The sequence below is a fragment of the Pseudofrankia saprophytica genome, assembly GCF_000235425.2.
GTDB classification, from domain to species: Bacteria; Actinomycetota; Actinomycetes; order Frankiales; family Frankiaceae; genus Pseudofrankia; species Pseudofrankia saprophytica.
Genome location: NZ_KI912266.1, coordinates 1212050 through 1231787 on the forward strand (window position 1 = coordinate 1212050; position 19738 = coordinate 1231787).

At 69.7% G+C, this 19738-nt stretch carries 15 protein-coding genes and 2 tRNA genes; 9 read left to right on the forward strand and 8 right to left on the reverse strand.

Going from position 1 to position 19738, the window contains the following annotated elements; all coding sequences use genetic code 11:
• From FRCN3DRAFT_RS0205325 to FRCN3DRAFT_RS0205345, 5 genes are all read left to right on the forward strand, one after another.
• Positions 1–1293, forward strand: a complete 1293-nt coding sequence (locus FRCN3DRAFT_RS0205325; RefSeq protein WP_007515538.1) for an ABC transporter substrate-binding protein — start codon at positions 1–3, stop codon at positions 1291–1293.
• 72 nt (positions 1294–1365) lie between these two features.
• Positions 1366–2286, forward strand: coding sequence for a carbohydrate ABC transporter permease (locus tag FRCN3DRAFT_RS0205330; RefSeq protein WP_007515537.1), 921 nt, complete (start codon positions 1366–1368; stop codon positions 2284–2286).
• Positions 2286–3236, forward strand: a complete 951-nt coding sequence (locus FRCN3DRAFT_RS0205335) for a carbohydrate ABC transporter permease (RefSeq protein WP_007515536.1) — start codon at positions 2286–2288, stop codon at positions 3234–3236. Before FRCN3DRAFT_RS0205330 ends, FRCN3DRAFT_RS0205335 begins: the two co-directional genes overlap by 1 nt.
• A gap of 2 nt (positions 3237–3238) precedes the next feature.
• On the forward strand, positions 3239–5143 hold the full coding sequence (locus FRCN3DRAFT_RS0205340; RefSeq protein WP_027140284.1) for a glycoside hydrolase family 127 protein: 1905 nt from the start codon (positions 3239–3241) through the stop codon (positions 5141–5143).
• Between the two features lie 75 nt (positions 5144–5218).
• Positions 5219–6334: an ABC transporter ATP-binding protein gene (locus tag FRCN3DRAFT_RS0205345; RefSeq protein WP_007515534.1), complete on the forward strand. Its 1116-nt coding sequence runs from the start codon at positions 5219–5221 to the stop codon at positions 6332–6334.
• 82 nt (positions 6335–6416) lie between these two features.
• Here the strand turns inward: FRCN3DRAFT_RS0205345 and FRCN3DRAFT_RS0205350 are convergent, their stop codons facing one another.
• From FRCN3DRAFT_RS0205350 to FRCN3DRAFT_RS0205360, 3 genes are all read right to left on the reverse strand, one after another.
• Positions 6417–7721: a sugar ABC transporter permease gene (locus tag FRCN3DRAFT_RS0205350; protein ID WP_007515533.1), complete on the reverse strand. Its 1305-nt coding sequence runs from the start codon at positions 7719–7721 to the stop codon at positions 6417–6419.
• A complete protein-coding gene (locus FRCN3DRAFT_RS0205355; RefSeq protein WP_007515531.1) occupies positions 7718–8572 on the reverse strand; it encodes an ATP-binding cassette domain-containing protein in 855 nt (284 codons plus the stop codon). Before FRCN3DRAFT_RS0205355 ends, FRCN3DRAFT_RS0205350 begins: the two co-directional genes overlap by 4 nt.
• Positions 8573–9026: 454 nt before the next feature.
• Positions 9027–10139, reverse strand: coding sequence for a sugar ABC transporter substrate-binding protein (locus FRCN3DRAFT_RS0205360; protein ID WP_007515530.1), 1113 nt, complete (start codon positions 10137–10139; stop codon positions 9027–9029).
• Positions 10140–10319: 180 nt separating this feature from the next.
• Here FRCN3DRAFT_RS0205360 and FRCN3DRAFT_RS57040 point away from each other — a divergent pair, with 180 nt between their 5' ends.
• Positions 10320–11576 carry an ROK family protein gene (locus tag FRCN3DRAFT_RS57040; RefSeq protein WP_027140285.1) on the forward strand — a complete coding sequence of 419 codons (1257 nt, stop codon included), beginning with the start codon at positions 10320–10322 and terminating at the stop codon, positions 11574–11576.
• Between the two features lie 38 nt (positions 11577–11614).
• Here FRCN3DRAFT_RS57040 and FRCN3DRAFT_RS0205370 read toward each other — a convergent pair whose 3' ends face one another.
• Complete coding sequence (locus tag FRCN3DRAFT_RS0205370; RefSeq protein WP_007515528.1) at positions 11615–13084, reverse strand: xylulokinase; 1470 nt, start codon at positions 13082–13084, stop codon at positions 11615–11617.
• Positions 13085–13355: 271 nt separating this feature from the next.
• On the opposite strand from FRCN3DRAFT_RS0205370, the gene xylA reads away from it, so the two are divergent.
• The gene (gene xylA / locus FRCN3DRAFT_RS0205375) at positions 13356–14531 is read left to right on the forward strand and encodes a xylose isomerase (RefSeq protein ID WP_007515527.1); all 1176 of its coding nucleotides are present in this window, start codon (positions 13356–13358) and stop codon (positions 14529–14531) included.
• 101 nt (positions 14532–14632) lie between these two features.
• Here the strand turns inward: xylA and FRCN3DRAFT_RS42770 are convergent, their stop codons facing one another.
• On the reverse strand, positions 14633–15457 hold the full coding sequence (locus tag FRCN3DRAFT_RS42770) for an LLM class F420-dependent oxidoreductase (RefSeq protein WP_007515526.1): 825 nt from the start codon (positions 15455–15457) through the stop codon (positions 14633–14635).
• A gap of 541 nt (positions 15458–15998) precedes the next feature.
• Here FRCN3DRAFT_RS42770 and FRCN3DRAFT_RS42775 point away from each other — a divergent pair.
• Entirely contained in the window at positions 15999–16634 is a 636-nt protein-coding gene (locus FRCN3DRAFT_RS42775; RefSeq protein ID WP_035926413.1) for a DinB family protein, read from the forward strand.
• Positions 16635–16875: 241 nt separating this feature from the next.
• On the opposite strand, the gene FRCN3DRAFT_RS0205395 is transcribed toward FRCN3DRAFT_RS42775, so the two are convergent.
• Together FRCN3DRAFT_RS0205395 and FRCN3DRAFT_RS0205400 are read right to left on the reverse strand one after the other, a co-directional pair.
• Positions 16876–16949: transfer RNA gene (locus tag FRCN3DRAFT_RS0205395), tRNA-Phe, on the reverse strand.
• A gap of 51 nt (positions 16950–17000) precedes the next feature.
• Positions 17001–17075, reverse strand: a tRNA-Asp gene (locus FRCN3DRAFT_RS0205400).
• Positions 17076–18257: 1182 nt separating this feature from the next.
• Here FRCN3DRAFT_RS0205400 and FRCN3DRAFT_RS0205405 point away from each other — a divergent pair.
• A complete protein-coding gene (locus tag FRCN3DRAFT_RS0205405) occupies positions 18258–18806 on the forward strand; it encodes a hypothetical protein (protein ID WP_007515523.1) in 549 nt (182 codons plus the stop codon).
• A 135-nt stretch (positions 18807–18941) separates the two neighbouring features.
• Here the strand turns inward: FRCN3DRAFT_RS0205405 and FRCN3DRAFT_RS0205410 are convergent, their stop codons facing one another.
• A complete protein-coding gene (locus FRCN3DRAFT_RS0205410; protein WP_007515522.1) occupies positions 18942–19112 on the reverse strand; it encodes a CsbD family protein in 171 nt (56 codons plus the stop codon).
• Positions 19113–19738: the final 626 nt, after the last annotated feature.

Sequence of the window (19738 nt, forward strand, 5' to 3'; positions counted from 1 at the left end):
ATGACAGGTAGGAAACGACTCGCGACCCGATTAGCCGCGTCGCTCGCCACCGGAGTGCTCGCGCTCGGCCTGGCCGGGTGCGGTGGCGGCTCGGACTCGGGGAGCAGCCTCGCCGACGCGGGAGCGTCGGGCATCGACGACGGCTCCACCCTCACGCTCTGGACGCGCGCACCCCTGGAGAAGCAGGCCAAGCTGCTTGTCGAGGCCTACAACTCGTCGCACAAGAACAAGGTCGAGCTTACGGTCGTCCCGAACGACGACTACGTGGCGAAGGTCGGGGCGGCGGCCGGCTCGCACGGACTCCCCGACCTGTTCGCGGCCGACATCGTCTACGTCCCCAACTGGGTCAAGCAGGGACTGTTCCAGGACATCTCGGGCAACGTCGACGGCCTGCCGTTCAAGGACAAGCTCAACCAGGGACACATCGCGGCCGGCACGCTCGACGGCAAGGCGCACGTCCTGCCGTTCGTGATGGACCTGTCGATGATGTTCTGGAACAAGGAGCTCTTCAAAGAGGCCGGGCTGGACCCCGACAAGGCCCCGGCGAACCTGCAGGAGTACGCGGCCGCCGCGAAGGCGATCCAGGGTCTGAACAAACCCGGCGTCTACGGGACGGCGACCGGCCTCAGCTGCGGAGGCTGTCTCGTCTTCACCTGGTTCCCGAGCGTCTGGGCTGACGGCGACGAGGTGCTGTCCGCGGACGGCACGAAGTCGCTGCTCGCGGACGACACCGCCAAGAGGGTCTACGCGACCTGGAAGGACCTGGTGGACTCCGGGGCCGTGCTCCCGTCGTCACGGGACGAGACCGGTCCGACGTGGACCGCCGGCTTCACCGAGGGCAAGGTCGGCCTGATGCTCTACCCGGCCACGCTGCTGTCCTCGACGCCGTTCGACGCCGGCGTCGCCGGGATTCCCGGGCCGGACGGCGGCTCGTCGACCTTCGTCGGCGGTGACGGCATCGGCATCTCGAAGGACTCGAAGAAGGCCGCGCAGGCGTGGAACTTCCTCCAATGGCTGGTGTCCGAGGACGCACAGGTCGGCGTGCTCGCGAAGAACCACGATGTCGTGGCCCGGTCCGACCTGGCGGTCAACGAGTACTCCGAGAAGGACGACCGGCTCGTGACCATCAACAGGGTGGCCGGCAACGGCGACACCCCGGTCGCGCTCAACTTCCAGCAGGCGTTCAACGCGCCGAACAGCCCCTGGCTCACGCTCGTGCGGGGCGCGGTGCTCGGCAAGGACGACTCGGTCGACGCTGACAACGACGAGATCACGACGGTGCTGTCGCACTAGTCCGCTGGACCGGCCGGCGCCCGGAGCGCATCCGAGCACCGGCCGGCTCGTTCCGTCCCCGAAGGATCCTCCATGACCGCGACTCCCCCCACGCGCGGCGCATCCCTCCCGGTATCTGGCCGGCGTTCCCGTCGCCGGGGGCATGCCGCCACCGGCTGGCTCTACGCGGCACCCACTGCCCTGTTCGTGCTGTTTCTCTTCGTGCTGCCGCTGCTCCTGGTGCTGCGGATGTCCGGGTCGGACTGGCCGCTGCTCGCGGGCAACCAGGGCATCAACGTCCCCGACAACTTCCATGAGGCCGTGTCGCACCGGTTCTTCCGGGACTCGGTCGTGTTCACCGTGAAGTACACGGTCCTGACCACGGTCATCCTGTTGGCTCTCAGCCTCGGGCTCGCGGTCCTCGTGCAGGAGTCGACGCGCTGGAAAGGGCTGCTGCGCACCTCGTTCCTCGTGCCGAGCGCCCTCGGGCTCGCCTCCGCGTCACTGCTTTTCTACGTGCTCTACTCGCCGCTCGCCGGGCCGTTCGCCGACCTCATGAGGTCGTGGGGCTTCACCTTCCTCGGTACACCCGAAGGCGCGCTCTGGTCGACGATCTTCCTCATCGTCTGGCGTTACGCCGGCTTCTACATGCTGCTCATGCTCGTCGGGCTGCAGGGCATTCCCGACGAGGTCTACGAGGCCGCGCGCATCGACGGCGCGTCGCGGTGGCAGACCTTCGTCGGGATAACCCTTCCGCTGCTGCGCCCGACGCTGACCCTCACGACCGTCCTGTGCGTGACCGGCTCGCTCCTGGCCTTCGACCAGTTCTACATCCTCACCAAGGGCGGCCCGGACAACTCGACGATCACGATCGTCCAACTCATCTACAGCGTGGCGTTCCAGGGCCAGAACGACCTCGGCGTCGCCGCGGCACTGTCGGTGATCGCGCTGCTCGCCCTCATCGTCATCAACATCGCGCAGATCCGCGCGTTCAGCCGGAGGGCCGACGACTGATGAGCCCGACCTCCACCCGCGGGCGACCGACCCGCGCCGCCGACTCCGCTGGAACGCCCGCCGCCGCGGTGCCCAGCCGCGCTGTCAGGGGCAGCCGCCGCCGGGGAAACCCGCGTTCACGCGGAGCCACTGTCGGCGGCGTCGTCCTGCGCACCCCGTACTGGGTGTTCACCACCGCGCTCGCGCTGATCTTCCTGTATCCACTCGTCTGGACCACTGTCTCATCCGTTTCGCCGCGGGCAGGCACGGGCCAGGTCGACGGCTGGGGCTTCGGCAACTATTCCACGCTCAGGCACTACCAGGCCGGCGTCTGGGTGTACCTGGGCAACTCGGCCTTCGTGTCGCTGCTCACCGTGGCCCTCACCATCACCATCTCCTTCCTCGGCGGGTATTCGTTCGCACGGTTCGATTTCCCGGGTAAGAACGTGCTTTTCCTCGCGACGCTCGCGATCCTCATGGTCCCGTATGCCACGCTGCTGATCCCGCTCTACGTTTTGCTCACCCGCGTCGGCCTGGCGAACTCGCTCGTCGGTGTCGCGCTCGTGCTCACGATGTTCCAGCTGCCGTTCGCGACCTTCATGATGCGCATCTCGTTCGAGGCAGTACCGCGAGAGCTCGACGAAGCCGCGATGGTCGACGGCTGTTCCAGCTGGAAGGTGCTCTGGCAGGTGCTCCTGCCCGCCGTGAAGCCCGGCCTCATCACGGTCGGCCTGTTCGCGTTCCTCACCGCCTGGAACGACTTCATGGCTCCGCTCATCCTCATCAACGACACCAACCGGATGACGCTCCCGCTCGCGGTGTCGAACCTGCGCGGCCAGGTGCAGGGCGTGGTCGACTACGGGGCGACGGAAGCAGGTGTCGTCGTGCTCGCGCTGCCCTGTGTCGTCCTTTTCCTCATCTTCCAACGCCACTACGTCCGCGGCTTCATGTCGGGCGCTTTCAAGGGATGACGATGACCCATTCCATTACCGCTGACGTCCGATCCGTGCCCGTCGCGCCGACCAGGGGCGCCCTGTGTCCGCTCGGCCTCACCGAGGTCGCCGTCGTCGGGGGCTTCTGGGCCCGCAGGCAGGACGTGAACGGTCGCAACACGCTTCCGCACATCGAGGCGTGGCTCGAACGCGAGGGATGGCTCTCGAACTTCGACCTCGCCGCGGCGGGACGGCTACCCGATGGGCGCCGGGGCCGTGAGTTCTCCGACTCCGAGGTCTACAAGTTCCTCGAGGCCGTCGCCTGGGAGATCGGTCGGCGTGGCGGCGACGACGAGCTCGATCGGCGCTTCCGCCGCGTGGTCGGCCGGGTCGCGGCCGCGCAGGAGCCAGACGGATACCTGAACACCCGATTCGGCCGGCCCGGCCAGCCGCCCCGCTGGTCGGATCTGGAATGGGGACACGAGCTCTACTGTCTCGGACATCTCTTCCAGGCAGCCGTCGCCCGGGCCCGCACCTGCCCCGACGCGGGCGACGGCCTCCTCGAGATCGCGTGCCGCGCCGCCGACCTGGTCTGCGAGGTCTTCGGCAAGGGCGGAATCGAGCGGATCTGCGGACACGCCGAGGTCGAGGTCGGCCTCGCCGAACTCGGCCGGGCGACGGGAGAACCGCGCTATCTCGAGCAGGCCCGCCTGTTCGTCGACCGGCACGGGGACGGCACGCTGCGCGATATCGAATGGGGCCGGTCCTACTTTCAGGACGACGATCCCCTACGCGCCGCCGAGGTGCTTCGCGGTCACTCCGTCCGGGCGAACTACCTCGCCGCCGCGGCGACCGACGTCGCGGTCGAGACCGGCGACGACGAACTGCTCGCGGCGCTGGACCGTCAGTGGACGCGGACGGTCGAGCGCCGCACGTACATCACCGGCGGCCAGGGCTCGCACCATCAGGACGAGGCGTTCGGCGAGGACTGGGAGCTGCCCCCCGACCGCGCCTACTCCGAGACGTGCGCCGCCGTGGCGTCGGTCATGTTCAGCTGGCGGATGCTGCTCGCGCGCGGGGACGCCCGCTATGCCGACCAGATCGAGCGCACCCTCTACAACGTGATCGAGACCTCCCCCTCGACCGAGGGCACGACGTTCTACTACGCGAACACGCTGCACCAGCGCGCACCCGCCGCCGGCGCCTACACCGACGCCGTCTCACCGCGGGCACGTTCCTCGCTGCGCGCGCCGTGGTTCGAGGTCTCCTGCTGCCTGCCGAACACCGCGCGCACGTTCGCCAGCCTCGCCGCCTACCTGGCCACGACGGACGGCTCAGGCATCCAGCTGCACCAGTACGCGCCCGCCACGATCAGGACCACGCTCGATGATGGGTGCGAGGTCGCGCTCGAGGTGGCGACCGCCTACCCGGCCGACGGCACCGTGCGCGTACGCGTGCTGACTGACGCCGGGAAACCGTGGACGCTCTCGCTCCGGGTGCCGGCGTGGGCACCGGATGCCCGGCTTGCCGTGCGGGGCGTCGACGGCTCACGCCAGGAGACCGTGGTCGGCCCCGGGGTGGCGACCGTTTCCCGCGACTTCGCGATCGGCGACGAGGTCGAGCTCGCCCTGCCCGTCGCGCCGCGTCTCACCCGCGCCGACCCCCGCGTCGACGCCGTGCGTGGCTGTCTCGCCGTCGAGCGCGGGCCCGAGGTGCTCGCCCTCGAATCGGTCGACCTCGCTGGTACCGCGATCGAGGCGTCCGACTTCGCCGACCTGCGTATCGACCCGGCTGTGCCACCGCGGGAGACCCCGGGAGCGGTGATCGCCAGCATCGTCGACGAGCGCACCGGCCTGCGGGCCGACATACCCCTCGTGCGGTACCACGCGTGGGCCGAGCGCGGGCCTTCGACGATGCGGGTGTGGATCCCCGTGCTCGGCGCGTGACGCGTCCGATCGGCGCGGCCTCGTCATTTCGTCTGGATCGTCCGGCACGTCCGGAGCACGTGGAGGTGTCCTGTCATGGCAACCGTTGAATTCGCCGAGGCCACCAGGGTCTATCCCGGCGCGGACCGCCCCGCGGTAGACGCGTTCGAGCTTCAGATCGCCGACGGCGAGTTCCTCGTCCTGGTTGGCCCGTCCGGTTGCGGCAAGTCCACGGCGTTGCGGATGATCGCCGGGCTGGAGCCGGTGGACGCGGGCAGGATCCGGATCGGGGAGCGCGACGTCACCGACCTGCCGCCGGGGAGCAGGGACATCGCCATGGTGTTCCAGAACTACGCGCTCTACCCGCACCTGAGCGTGGCCGGCAACTTGGGATTCGCGCTGAAGGCCGCCGGGGTCGCGAAGGAGGAACGCACCCGGCGGATCCGCGCGACCGCGGCGCTGCTCGACCTTGAGCCCTACCTCGACCGCAAACCGAGAATGCTCTCCGGCGGCCAGCGCCAACGGGTCGCGATGGGCCGGGCCATCGTGCGGGAGCCCCAGGTCTTCCTCATGGACGAGCCACTGTCCAACCTCGACGCCAAGCTGCGGGTCTCCACCCGCGGCCAGATCGCCTCCCTGCAACGCCGGCTCGGCGTCACCACCGCATATGTCACCCATGACCAGGTCGAGGCCATGACCATGGGCGACCGCGTCGCCGTACTCCGCGAAGGCCAGCTCTGCCAGGTCGGCACCCCACTCGCGCTCTACGAACGCCCTGAGACCGTCTTCGTCGCAGGGTTCATCGGGTCACCCGCGATGAACCTCATCGAGGCGCGACTCGAAGACGGCCGCGCACGGCTCGGCGAGACCGTGATTCCGCTCCCCCGCGCCACCGCGCGGGCCGCGGCCGACGAGGGCGCCACCGCTGTCACCGTCGGATTCCGCCCCGAAGCCCTCGAGCTCCGCGGCGATGGCGAGGGCTTCGCCGTCACCGTCGACCTGGTCGAGGAGCTCGGCGCCGACGCCTATCTCTACGGCACCGCCGTCGCCCCCGGCGCGGGCGGGCGGATCGATGCGCCATCCACCGTCACCGTCGTCGCCCGGCTCGCCCCGAAGGGGGTCCCGCGACGAGGCGCGCAGGTCCGGCTCCGCATTCGTCACGACGCCTTCCATGTCTTCTCCACGAAGACCGGCCGACGCCTGCCTGACTGAGTCCAGACGCCGTGGACCCCGACCGCGAGTGGGACGAAGCCTCGCGCGGCCGGGGTCCACGGCGATGGGTCAGGTGATGGCGCTAGATGCGGCCGGTGGAGGCGGCGCGTTTGCGGCTCAGGGCGTCGACGCTGGCGGCGAGGGCGAGCACGCAGCCGGTGACGATGAACTTGGTGCCGGCGCTGTAGCCCATGAGACCCATGCCGTTGTCGATGACCGCGACCACGGCGCCGCCGAGGACGGCGTCGATGATCCGGCCCTTGCCACCGAAGAGGCTGGTACCACCGATGACCGCGGCGCCGACCGCGTAGAGCAGCGTGTTGCTGCCACCCGCGTTCGGGTCGACCGAGGTCGCCCGGGACGCGGCGATGATGCCGCCGACTGCCGCCATCGCCGAACAGATGACGAAGCAGGAGATCCTGATGCGCACGACGTTGATGCCGGCGCGCCGGGCGGCCTCCGCGTTGCCGCCGACGGCGTAGATGTGCCGCCCGTAGGACGTCCTGTTCAGGACGTATGTCCCGACGACGACCAGCACCAGGATGATCGGGATGACGATCGGCACGCCCTTCAGCGAGACGATCGCGGTGCGCGAGCGCTCCAGGTTGAGCGCGTAGACCGCCAGGCCCGTGAGCACCGCCAACGCGCCGGTGCGGACGGCGATGACCAAGAGCGGGTCGGCCTGCAGGCCCCCGCGGCGGCGGGTGGCGCTGCGCATCAGCTGGCTCGCGCCAAACCCGAGGACCACCACCGCGAACAGGATCCAGCCGCCATAGGTCGGCAGGTTCTTGTTGGAGATCGCGACGATCGTCTTGTCTCTGATCGAGATGTTCCCGCCGTTGCCGATGATCAGCAGGACGGTGCCCTGGAAGGCGAGGAACGCCGCCAGGGTGACCACGAACGACGGGATACCGACTCTCGCGACCAGGAACCCGAGCACCAGTCCGATCGCGACGCCGGTCGCGAGTCCCGCGAGGATCGAGACCCACCACGGCTGGCCGTGCTCGGCGGTCAGCGTGGCCATGACGGCGGCGCACACGCCGGAGGCGAAGCCTGCGGACAGGTCGATCTCGCCCAGTAGCAGGACGAAGACCAGGCCTATCGCGATCACGGTGACGGCCGCGCCCTGCGTGAACAGGTTGGCGAAGTTGATGGCTGACACGAACCGCGAGCGCAGGATCGCGAACGCGACGCACAGCACGAGCAGGCCCAGGATGGCGGGCAGCGCCCCCATGTCACCGCCGCGCACCTTGCCGATGTACTCGCGGCCGTAGTCGACCAGCCCCGGGCTCTCCACCTGCACGGTGCTCTCGGTGCCGGCAGGCGCCGGCGTGCCCGACGCCGCGGGCTCCTTGCTCAGGTTGGGAGCGACGTCCGTGGCACTCATGCCGAACCTCCGCTGGACGCCGCCACCACGCCGGACGCCGCGACGGCATCGCCCTGCGCTCCGCCCTCGGCGCCGTTCGCGGGCGTCTTCTTGTCCGGCGGCGCGCCGGTCGTGATCATTTGGATGACATCCGAGACGGTGACGTCGGCCGTGCGGACGTCGGCGGCGACCCGGCCAAGGTAGAGAGCGCAGATCCGGTCCGACACCTGAATGACGTCACGCATGTTGTGCGAGATCAGGACGACGGCGAGGCCCTGGTCGGCGAGTGTGCGGACCAGCTGAAGCACCTGCTCGGTCTGCGCGACGCCGAGGGCGGCGGTCGGCTCGTCCAGGATCACGACCGTGCTGTTCCACAGCACCGCCTTGGCGATGGCGACCGTCTGGCGCTGGCCACCGGACAAGCTCGCCACCCGCTGCCGCAGCGACTTCACCGTCCGGACCGAGAGCCCGGCCAGCGTCTTCGCCGCATCCTTCTCCATCGACGCCTCGTCAAGAGCGCCAAAGCGGCCGCGCTTCTCCCGTCCGAGGAACATGTTCTGGACGATGTCCAGGTTGTCCGCGAGCGCCAGGTCCTGGTAGACGATCTCGATACCGAGCGCGGCCGCGTCCTTCGGCAGATGGACCGAGACCGGCTGGCCCTTGAACAGGTAGGCGCCGGAGTCCATCGAGTAGATCCCGCCGATGCACTTGACCAGCGTCGACTTGCCCGCGCCGTTGTCACCGACCAGCGCGGTGACCTCTCCGGCGTTGGCCGCGAAGTCGATGCCGTTCAGTACCTCTACCGGGCCGAAGCTCTTGTGGACGCCGCGCAGTTCGAGGACGGGCGTCCCCGGCGGTGGATGGTCGATCATGATCACTCCTCGCCATGCGCGGATCGGCGGCCGAGGTGGCGCCCGAACGAAGCGGATGGTGGCGGGTGGGTGGATGTGTCCTGAATTACAAATCGATAGCAGTATGGGCGGCTCTGCCCTCGCTGGACAGCGCCGCGGCCAGGCCGGAGACGGTCGACGTCCGTGGGCCGCAACCCCTGTTGCCTGTTGCCGCCCACGGACGTCGCCCCGCACCGGAAGCGTTCTCACCGGCCCACCCGCGGCCCGCCCGGGCACCGGATCTCCGGGTCCGGGTAGGCCAGCCCCTACGGGCGGACCGGCGAGAACTGACTCAGGCCATCGCGATCAGTACCCCGAGCGAGGGACCGCCGGAGGCGCGAAGAAGAACATTTTCGCGCCTCCTTTGGCCTCTAATCCCCTAACAACGGCCGCCGGGCCCGCGACGAAAGATCATTATCGCGCGCCCTTTGGCCAGCTAGGAGATGCCGGCGGTGGTGCAGAGCGCCGCGAACTTGCCGGTGCAGAGCTGGGCCTTGGTCACGTAACCGTCGGCGAGGACGTCCTTGACGTTGTCCTTGTAGATCGCCACCGGCTGCAGCAGCACGGACGGGACGTCCCGGTTCCCCTCAGGGTCGTGGATCGTCTGCGGGGCGTCGCCCTTCTCGCCCTTCGCCAGGCTGATGGCGAGCGCGGCGGCCGCGTCCGCCTCCTTCTTGACGGCCTTGTACACGGACATGCACTGGTCGCCGGCGAGGATGTTCTGCAGCGCGGGAGTGGTGGCGTCCTGGCCGGTGACCGGGACCTTCCCGTTGAGGCCGTTCTTGGCGAGGATCGCGAGCGCCGCCTGGCCCAGGCCGTCGTTGGCGGCGAGCACGCCACCGATGTTCGGCTGCTGGGTCAGCATCTGCTCGAAGATCGTGCCGGCCTGCTGGTTGTCCCACTTGGGCACGGACTGGTCCGGGCCCTTGACGAACGAGCCGTCGTCGTACTTCGGCTTGAGGACCGAGTCGTAGCCCTGCTTGAACAGCGTGGCGTTGTTGTCGGTCGGCGAGCCGTTCAGCTCAGCGATGATCGGCTTCTGCGCTTTGGCGTCGGTCAGGCACTTGACCAGGCCCTCGCCCTGCAGCTTGCCGACCGCGACGTTGTCGAAGCTGACGTAGTACTGAGCGGAGCCACCCAGCGTCAGCCGGTCGTAGTCGATCGTCGCGACGCCCTGCCCCTTCGCCTTGTCCTCGATCGCCTTGCCGGAGCCGGAGTCGAGGTTGGTGATCATCAGCACGGTGACACCGTTGGTGATCATCTGGTCGGCGATGGTCTGCATCTGCGTCGCGTCACCCTGAGCGTTCTGGATGTCGTACTCGATGCCGGCCTTCTGGAACGCGGCCTTCAGCAGCGGCTCGTCGGCCGTCGCCCAGCGATCGGACGACTTCGTGTCGGGCAGGATCACTCCGATCTTGCCCTTGACCGCGCCGCCCGAGGCGCCGGCGGACGAGCCGCCGCCGTTGTCATCGCCGCTACTGCCACAGGCAGCGATGCCGAGCGCGAGACAGGCTCCCGCTGTCGCGACTCTTAAGAGCTTCGTGCGCATCTGCGTAGGCCCCTTCCTTGGGCGAAACTGCCCAGGATGCGGATGCTAAGTTGTGCGGCGGAACATATTCGTGTGATCAGCCTCACGCAAGCGAAAGTCGCCATCAACCGGAAATGGTGACCCTGTGCACACATGCAGCCACTTAAGGGCATCCATCCGCTCCGCCAGACTGGGTCTGTGATGCGCTTTCCGCGGCCACACCCAAACATCTCGGGGATCAAGCAGGAGGAGCTACGCCGCCACAACCTCAGCCTGCTGCTGCGCTACGTCCATCTGGCCGGACCGACCCAGCGCGCCACCCTGACCGCGCACACCGGGCTCAACCGCAGCACGATCGGCGCGCTGGCCGCGGATCTCGCGAGCACCGCCGGGCTCGTCCGTGAGGAGTCACCCGAGGTGCGTTCGGGCGCGGGCCGCCCCTCGTTCGTCGTCGTGCCGGAAACCGAGCGCTACCAGGTGCTCGCGTTCGACCTGAGGGTGGACCGGATCGTCGGTGCCAGGGTCGGCCTCGGGGGCACCGTGCTCTCCAGGGACGTCGTTCCGCTGCTGCCGGACTGCCGGGACTTCGACGAGGTCGTGAAGCTGACGGCGGCCACCGCGCGCCGGCTGGCGGACGCGCTCGGCCCACAGGCCCGCTGTGTGGGGGTCGGGATCGCCACCCCGGCGGTGGTGCGCGATTCGGACGGATTCGTCCGGTTCGCGCCCAACCTCGGCTGGGAGGAGCAACCGTTCGGTGAGGCGCTCGGCGTCGCGCTCGCCGAGGTGCTGCCCGACGGCATGCTCGACGAGGCGGGTGTCCTCGTCGCCAACGACGCCGATCTCGGTGCTCTGGCCGAGCAGGCCAGGGGCGTCGCCCGTGGCCACGACGACATCGTCTACCTGTCCGGCAACGTCGGCGTGGGCGCGGGGATCATCTGTGGCGGCCGGCCGCTGCGCGGCCACGGTGGCTACGCCGGCGAGGCCGGGCACATGGTCGTCAACCCGGCCGGCCAACGCTGCCGCTGCGGCGCGCGTGGCTGCTGGGAGACCGAGGTCGGCACGGACGCCCTCCTGCGCGCCGCTGGGCACGAACCGGGCGACGGCACCACCGTCCAGGACATCGTCGCCAGCGCGCAGGCCGGCAGCCCACGCGCTCGCTGGGCGCTCGACGAGGTCAGCCGCTGGCTCGCCGTCGGCGTCGGCAACCTCGTCAACCTGTTCAACCCCGAGCTGGTGATCTTCGGCGGCGAGCTGCGCGACCTGCTCGCGGTCATGGAGCACGACATCGTCAGCCGGATGGGCGCCGGCGGCCTGGCCGTGTCCCGCGAGCACGTCGCGCTGGTCCCGTCCGCGCTCGGTGGCGACTCCGCGCTGTTCGGCGCGGCCGAGCTCGCCTTCGCCCGCCTCCTCGACGACCCCCTCGGCGTCGCCACGAGCCTGGCCATCACGGGCGGCTGACGACGGCCGCCGCCGCCGGCCGACGTCGCCCGTCGGCGTCAGTTCACGGGGTGCTCCCGGCGCAGCAGGGGCAGGACTCCGTCCAGGACGTCGGCGAAGGTGGACCTGGTCAGCGGGTCCGGCTCGGCGGCGACCAGGTCCGCGGCGACCGCCCAGTCGGGCGGCTGCGCGGAACCCGACAGCGCCCAGGCCGCCTGCCTGGCCGCGCCCCTGGCGACCCACTCGGTGCCGGGATCGGGCAGCGCGACGGGGAGCCCCAGCACCGCCGGCGCGATCTGCCGCACGGCACGCGACCGGGACCCGCCGCCGACCAGCACCGCCCGGCGCACCAGCACACCGTGCTGACGCAGCGCGTCGACACCGACGGCCAGGCCGCACAGCACCCCTTCCACGGCCGACCTGGCGAGGTTCTCCCGGGAGAGGTTTCCCCGGGAGATCCCGGCGAGCAGCCCGCGGGAGCGGGGGAGGTTCGGCGTGCGCTCGCCGTCGAGGAACGGCAGCAGGGCGAGCCCGCCGGCCCCGGGCCGGGCGGCCAGCGCCAGCGCGTCGAACCCCTCGGGGCTCACGCCGAGAAGGTCGGCGACGGTGGTGAGCACCCGCGCGGCGTTGAGCGTGCAGACCAGCGGCAGGAAGTGCCCGGTCGCGTCGGCGAAGCCGGCGACCAGCCCGCCCCGGTCGTGCGTGGACGTCTCGGAGGTCGCGAAGATCGTGCCGCTGGTGCCGACGGAGACGATCACATCGCCGGGCAGTGGGCAGATGCCGAGGGCGGCGGCCATGTTGTCGCCGGTGCCCGGGGCGAGCAGCGTCCCGGGGGTGGCGACCCGAACGGCCTCGGCGACGACCTCGCGGGGGCCGGCGACCCTGGGGAGCTCCAACGAGTGCCCGAGGGCACGGTCGACCAGCTCCGGGAGGTAGCCGCCGGTCGACGGCGACCAGTAGCCGGTGCCGGAGACGTCGCCGCGGTCGGTGGTTCTGGGCGCGTCCGCCACGGCGGGCTCCGGGCCGTCACTCCCGCCGCCCGGCCCCCCGCTCCCGCCGCCGGCGAGACGCCAGGTCAGCCAGTCGTGCGGGAGCAGGACCGAGCTGGTCCTGGCCGCGTTCGCCGGCTCATGACGGGCCAGCCAGCGCAGCTTGGTGACGGTGAAACTCGCCGTCGGCACGCTGCCGGTGGTCGTCGCCCACTTCTCGGCACCAAGCTCGGCGACCAGGTCGTCGGCGTCGTCGGCGGAGCGCACGTCGTTCCACAGCAGCGCCGGGCGCACCGTGCGGCCCGCGTCGTCGAGCGCGACCATGCCGTGCTGCTGGCCGGCGACCGACAGCGCCGCCACCCCGTCGAGCAGTCCGCCTCCGGCGGCTGCGCGCAGCGCGGACCACCAGGCCTCGGGGTCGACCTCCGTGCCCTCCGGATGGGAAGCCGCGGCCGATCGGACGATCGTGCCGTCGGCCGCGTCGCACACGACGATCTTCGTCGACTGGGTCGAGGAATCGACGCCGGCGACCAGCGTCATGGGCAGCCACCGGCGTCCCAGCCACCGGCGTCCCGGTCACCGACCGTCGTCGGCCGAGCGGTGCGCGACCCGGGTTGGGCTACCGATGGGAATCGCGTGCAAGCGGACCCGGACCGTGAGACAGAAGACCCCCAAAGTGCCGCGATTATACCCGTTTCGCGATTGTTTCTCATTGCTACTGGATGTTCACCAACAGAGACAAGGGGTTGCATGGCGGCTCCACCTGGCCTATTTGTTGTAGCCACCACCAAACTAGCTTCGAGGTGACGCCATGGCCAGCGATCTGACTCCGACCCGGGCCGACCGGTTCAGCTTCGGCCTGTGGACCGTCGGCTGGCAGGGCCGCGACCCCTTCGGCGAGGCGACCCGGCCGCCGCTGGACCCGGTGGACACCGTCCACCGCCTCGCCGAGCTGGGCGCCTACGGCGTGACCTTCCACGACGACGACCTGATCCCGTTCGGGGCGGACGAGGCCGATCGGGACCGGCACATCAAGCGGTTCCGCGCCGCGCTGGACGAGACCGGCCTGGTCGTCCCGATGATGACCACGAACCTGTTCTTTCACCCGGTGTTCAAGGAAGGCGCGTTCACCGCCAACGACCGGAGCGTGCGTCGATTCGCACTGCGCAAGACAATGCGCAACATCGATCTCGCCGCCGAGTTCGGCGCGAAGACATATGTCGCCTGGGGTGGCCGGGAGGGCGCCGAAAGCGACGCGGCCAAGGACCCGCGCGCGGCGCTCGACCGTCTCAAGGAGGCCGTCGACACGCTGTGCGCGTACGTCCGGGAGCGCGGCTACGACATCCGGTTCGCGCTGGAGCCGAAGCCGAACGAGCCACGCGGCGACATCATCCTGCCGACGATCGGACACGCGCTGGCGTTCATCAACCAGCTCGAGTATCCGGACATGGTCGGCCTGAACCCGGAGGTCGGCCACGAGACCATGGCCGGGCTCAACGTGGTGCACGGCTACGCGCAGGCGCTGTGGGCCGGCAAGCTGTTCCACATCGACCTCAACGGTCAGCACGGCCTCAAGTACGACCAGGACCTGCGCTTCGGCGCCGCCGACGTGAAGAGCGCGTTCTTCCTCGTCGACCTGCTGGAACGGTCGGACTACGACGGCCCGCGGCACTTCGACTTCAAGCCGCCGCGCGCCGAGAACGTCGACGGGGTCTGGGTCTCGGCCGCGGCCTGCATGCGGACCTACCTGATCCTCAAGGAGAAGGCGACGGCGTTCCGCCAGGACCCGCGGGTGATCGAGGCCATGGAGGCGGCCGGCGTCGGCGCCCTCTCCGACCCGACCCTCGCCGCCGGCGAGACCCTCACGGACTTCCTCGCCGACCGCGCCGCCTACGAGGACTTCGACGCCGAGGCGGCCGGTGCCCGCGCCGTCAACATCGAGCACCTAGACCAACTGGCCCTGGAGCACCTCTTCGGCGTCGCCTGACCCGCCGATCTCCCTGGCCCTCTGCCTCCCGGCCGGCCAGCACCGAACCGCCTCCGGGCGCCGCACCAGGCGCCCGGAGTGCGGAACTCCGGAACCTGGCGTCAGTCGACCAGCACCAGGTCGGCGAGCAGGTCCATCGAGCGCAGCCAGGCATCGAGCTCCCGCCGCCACGGCGCCGCCACCACGTGTTGGACGCCGGCCTCGGAGAACGCCGCCCGCTCCTCCCTGATCAGGCCGGGATCCATGCCCTGAGGATCCCAGCCGGTGCGGGTCGAGATGGTGAACGTGTCCTCGGGCCGGTCGGCCCGGATGCGAGCGACGACCTCGGCGGCCCGCGGTGGCTTGATGCCGACAGCCTGATAGCCATCGCCCCGCTTGACCGCCCGCCGAAAGGCGGCCTCGCTGCCTCCGCCGACCCAGATGGGCATGGGGCCCACCGGTTTGGGCAGCAGCCGCATGTCGTCGAAGGATGTGAACTCGCCGTGGAACGACACCGGATCATCGCGCCAGGCGGCCCGGAACAGGTCGAGAGCCTCGTCCAACCGTCGCCCCCGGTTCGCGAAGTCGTAGCCGAGGGCGGCGTACTCAGCCTGCGACCAGCCGACCCCGGCGCCGATGACCAGGCGGCCGGCGGCCAGGGCGTCGAGGCTGGCCAGGGAGTTGGCCAGGGCGAGTGGATTGTGGGTCGGGACGATCAGGACGCTGGTACCCAGCCTCACCCGCTCGGTGCACGCCGCCGCCCACGTCAGCGTCAGCAGCGGGTCGTAGAGGTAGGGCGACGGGTAGCTCTGCGTCGCCGGATGAACGGTGTGGTCGCTCACCCAGACATCGGCGAAGCCGAGATCCTCGGCATGTCGAGCCGCTCGGGTGATCGCCGCGGGCCCCGCGACGCTGCCGTACTGCGGGAGGTGGATGCCGACTCGCATGTGCGTATCTAACCAGCAAACGTCGCGCGCCGATCCCGGCGTATGCGCTGGCCTCTGATCAGAACGACGGTGTGCCGTTGAACGTGTACGTTTCGAGCCGGTGCCGCCGTTTTCAATGGACCTATCCTCGCGGCGTTCCAGGACAGGCCGCGGCGCAGCCGGAGCCGGGCAATGACCGGTAGTCCGAGGATTGGTTCTGACCGGCATCGCCGATCTCGTGGGCGGCCTGCTCTGGCAGACGTCGAGCACGGACGATGAGGGCGACGACGGCGCGGCCGAAGTCCTGGCCCGACGGGGTAGCAAGGGGTGAGGCCACCGGCGCCGCCGGTGGCCTCTGTCCTGCCTCTTCAGATGGGTGGGGAGGGGCGGAGTTGAACGGCCGACCTTCCGCTAGCGATAGCTGCTTGTGCGGTAGCCAGTACCGAGACCGGCAACGTTTGCCCTATGCCACCGCGACCGATACGGCTCTCGGCCGAAGCCTGATCCGTCGTCGTGCCGCGGCACTCAGGCATGGGCAGAGCGACTGCGTACGATGCGGTTCATGATCGGGAAACGAGCTGGCGCGCTGCTAGAGGTGATGTACCCAATCGAGCACTTCACCCTTGCCCGCGCCTGGGAAGACCTGACCGATGATGAGTTCTTCTGGGAGCCATTCACGACGACCTGGAGTATTCGCCGGCAAGGCGAGTGCTCGACATCGACCCCGTTCGGAGCCGGCGAATGGGTGGCCGACTTCGAGATCCCGGAGCCAGCCCCGGTCCCGATGACCACTATCGCCTGGCTTTACTGGCACATGGGATCCGTGCCTGGCCGTCTGTGCGGCATCGATTTCTTGGGCGGGACCCGCACCATGGCCAGCGGGTGGACGTCCTCGTACCTGTCCCATCATCCGATCTTCATTAGTGCTGCCGAGGCCGTCACTGCGTTGCATGACGGCTGGCAGAGACTCCGCGAGGCGATCGAGCGGGCCGATGACGACCAGCTCGAAGTGACGACCGCTGGGTACACGTATGCCACGGAGCCGCCAAGAGGCGGCGTGTGCGTTGCCGGCCCGCCGGGTCCCACCCACCCGGCCACGCATTTCATCGCGGGCGTGTTCAACGAGGTAGGTCATCACGGTGCTCAAATCGGTGCTCTGCGCGATCTTTACGCGTGGCGACAGACCGACCGCCGCTGACACGGCCACTTGAGAGGATCACGGGATGACCCGCAGCAGTGCGTTCCGCCTTCGGCAGGATCTACCCAACGAGGCCAACCGTTGCCGGTCACGGCACTAGCACCGCCGCCGCCGATCTGGCCGGCGGCGCGGCCAATGCCTTGGCCCCAACGGGGTAGCAGGGAGGCCAACTGAGACTAGGGCTGAGACCAAGGAAGCCACCGGCGCCGCCGGTGGCTTCTGTCTTGCCTGCATATGACGGTGGGCAGGGGCGGGGTCGAACCGCCGACCTTCCGCTTTTCAGGCGGACGCTCGTACCGACTGAGCTACCTGCCCCAGACGAAACGCCCTAGCGGTCGATTGCTCGACCACTACGGACGTTGTGCGCGGTCCCGACGGGATTCGAACCCGCGACCTCCGCCTTGACAGGGCGGCGTGAACTCCAGACTTCACCACGGGACCAAGCTGCGATCTTCAATTTTGGATCTTCGATCCTTGGATCTTGTGTCGCGGCCTGCCCGAGGAGCGCCGTTCACCGCTTCGAGCAGAAGCATACAGGACGGCGGGCGGGTCGATGAGGGTGTGCTCGCCCATCCGTTGAACCACGCCAGGCCGATGCCTGGCGGTGGCGGGGATGGAGAGAGCACCGACACCCGCCGCCCGCGGGGCGTCGATCACTCGCGGATCGTCGGCTCCGGTCGCCGTCGCGGCGCGCCTGGACGGTGACGAGTGCTGGGCCAGTTTCGGGGTGCGCCGCGTGCCGGAGGAGGAGAAGGTGCGGGCGTCCGGGAACGCCGCCGGACCGGCGCGCCCCGGCCACCGGCCGATCCCGCGCCGAGCGACCCGGCCAGCACGTCCCGAGCGAGAAAGCGCGGTCCCACAGGCTGTTCGCCTGGCCCTCTCAGGCCCGCGAGGCGGCCAGGCCCGGAGTCAGCGGCTCGTCCGGGCGAGCCTGCCGGCACCTTGTCCACCGACGGCAGCCTCACCGGCCGCCTCGTCGACTTCGCCGCGACCATCCTGAAGACCACCGTCGAGGTCGTCCACGGAAGACCGGCCAGAAGGCTTCGCCGCCTTACCGAAGCGCCGGGTCGTGTTCATGGTCGTTCAAAGTGGTCGAGACCACGACGCGGTCCCACCTGGCCTGGAGGCCAGGCGCGCCCGGATGCCCGCGGACGCACCACCGTGGCACTGAAAAGCTGAAGGTCGGCAGTTCGACCCCGCCCCTGCCCACGAGCTGGATCCCCTGTTCGCTGGCCCTCCGGGCCGGCTTCCCGCAGGCCGCGACGTCTGCCCCGCGGGACGACTCCTGGAACCCCCGGTGTCGAGCCTCGCTCGACCGAGGGGGTTTTCATCATTTGACGACAACGCCCTCAGCGGAGTTCGTCGTCGAGATTCCGCAGCGTGGTCCGCTTTTCCTCCGGCACGGCATGCGGGTAGATCGTCGCTGATGATGTGGTCGGCAGGACGCTGGAACGGCTGCCGGAGATCAGCCGTCACGCCATACGCGGTATCCAGCGAGCTCGGCGGGTAGGACCTCCCCACGCCGGCGCGACGCCGACAGCGCGAGACCACAAGACCATCTGAAATGCGGCGAAGGCGTCCAGCGGTGACAAGAGGGCGTCTAGCAGTGACAAGGGGAGCGCAATGGCGCAGTCCACCACCGCCGATGGCAAGACCACGACGAGCTCTCACAAGCTGGCTGGCGAACACCTGCTGGGGATCTACCTGAACGACCACCTGGCGGGCTCTACCGCGGGGCTGCGTCTCGCGCGCCGGCTGGCCGGCACACCCCACCAGCAGCTACCGATCGGCGCCGAGCTGTGGTCCATCGCCGAGGAGATCGACGAGGACCGGTCGGTGCTCATCGCACTGATGGAGCAGTTTGGGGCGCCGCGCCGACGCTACAAGATCACCGCTGGTCTGCTCGCCGAGCTGGTGGGTCGGCTGAAGTTGAACGGCCGCCTGTTGACCCGCTCCCCGCTGAGCACCATGATCGAGTTGGAGACGTTGCAACTGGGGGTGGAGGGCAAGCGGCTCGTCTGGGCGACGTTGCGCGCCTTGGCCGAGGAGGACCCGGGCCTGGGGCTGGACCCGCCGCGGTTCGACCAGCTGGAACAGCGGGCGATCGGGCAGGCAGCGCGGCTGGACGCCATGCGCCTGCGCACCGGGCGTGCGGCCCTCATGGAGCGGTGACCACCTGTTCCTCCGGGCCGCCATCTCACGACTCCTGGCCGCCATCCCACGGGAGCAGCCCGCTGGCCGTCGCGGTGGCCAGCGGGCTGCTGAGAAACCGGGGTAGGTGGACCTTCGCGAAGGGTGCCGCCAGGGTCAGCGCGTGGCGTCCTTGAGGTGCTCGCCGGCCTGCCTGACGTCCCCGCCGGCCTTCTCCGCGGCGCCGCGAGCCTCCAGCCCGGGGTCGCCGCTGACGCGGCCTGCGGTCCGCTTGCTGCGTCCCGTGAAGCGCTGCAGCGTGTTCTTCATCTTGTCGACCATGGTCATCGAAACACTCCTTCAGTCCGGTGACCGCGCCCTGGCGATCGCTTTGCGGCTATACCCGGTCTTGGACCGGCAACCCGCGCGGCACGACGCACTGCCCGCACGCTCGCGCCAAGGCAGGGCACAGCGGCAGGGCGGCAGGGCGGACAGGACAGGGCACCGGCGGAACGATGCCGCCGCAGCCACTTTGATCCCGATTGATCCCGACAAACCGGAGAGATCAGCGGGGAGCACCACGGCGGTCGATGTTCTTCCCTGCGCGTGGGGGATTCGGATACCTGGGTTCCCACCTGCCACCGATATCTCACTCGACGCACATCGCCGACACACCCAGACCAGGAGAACGGAACTCCACCGCCACAACATTGCCGGCATTGCCGGATGGTGCTGCCACGATAGCGGGGCGGGCTGTCCGGGTCCGCGCCGCTCTGCTGCAAAATCGGGTCATTCGAGGCGTGCCACGTCCACTCCGACCTGCGGGGTGGACCGGCGGCGCGGTCGAGTGCGACCGCCGGTTCCGCGCCTTGTTGGGGAGGAACCTATGCGACGCCGGGATCGAGACATCGGCGACCTTGCCGACCGCGTCGACCCCGCCCGCGGCCGGGTGTCGCTGGCTGATCGTCGGATGG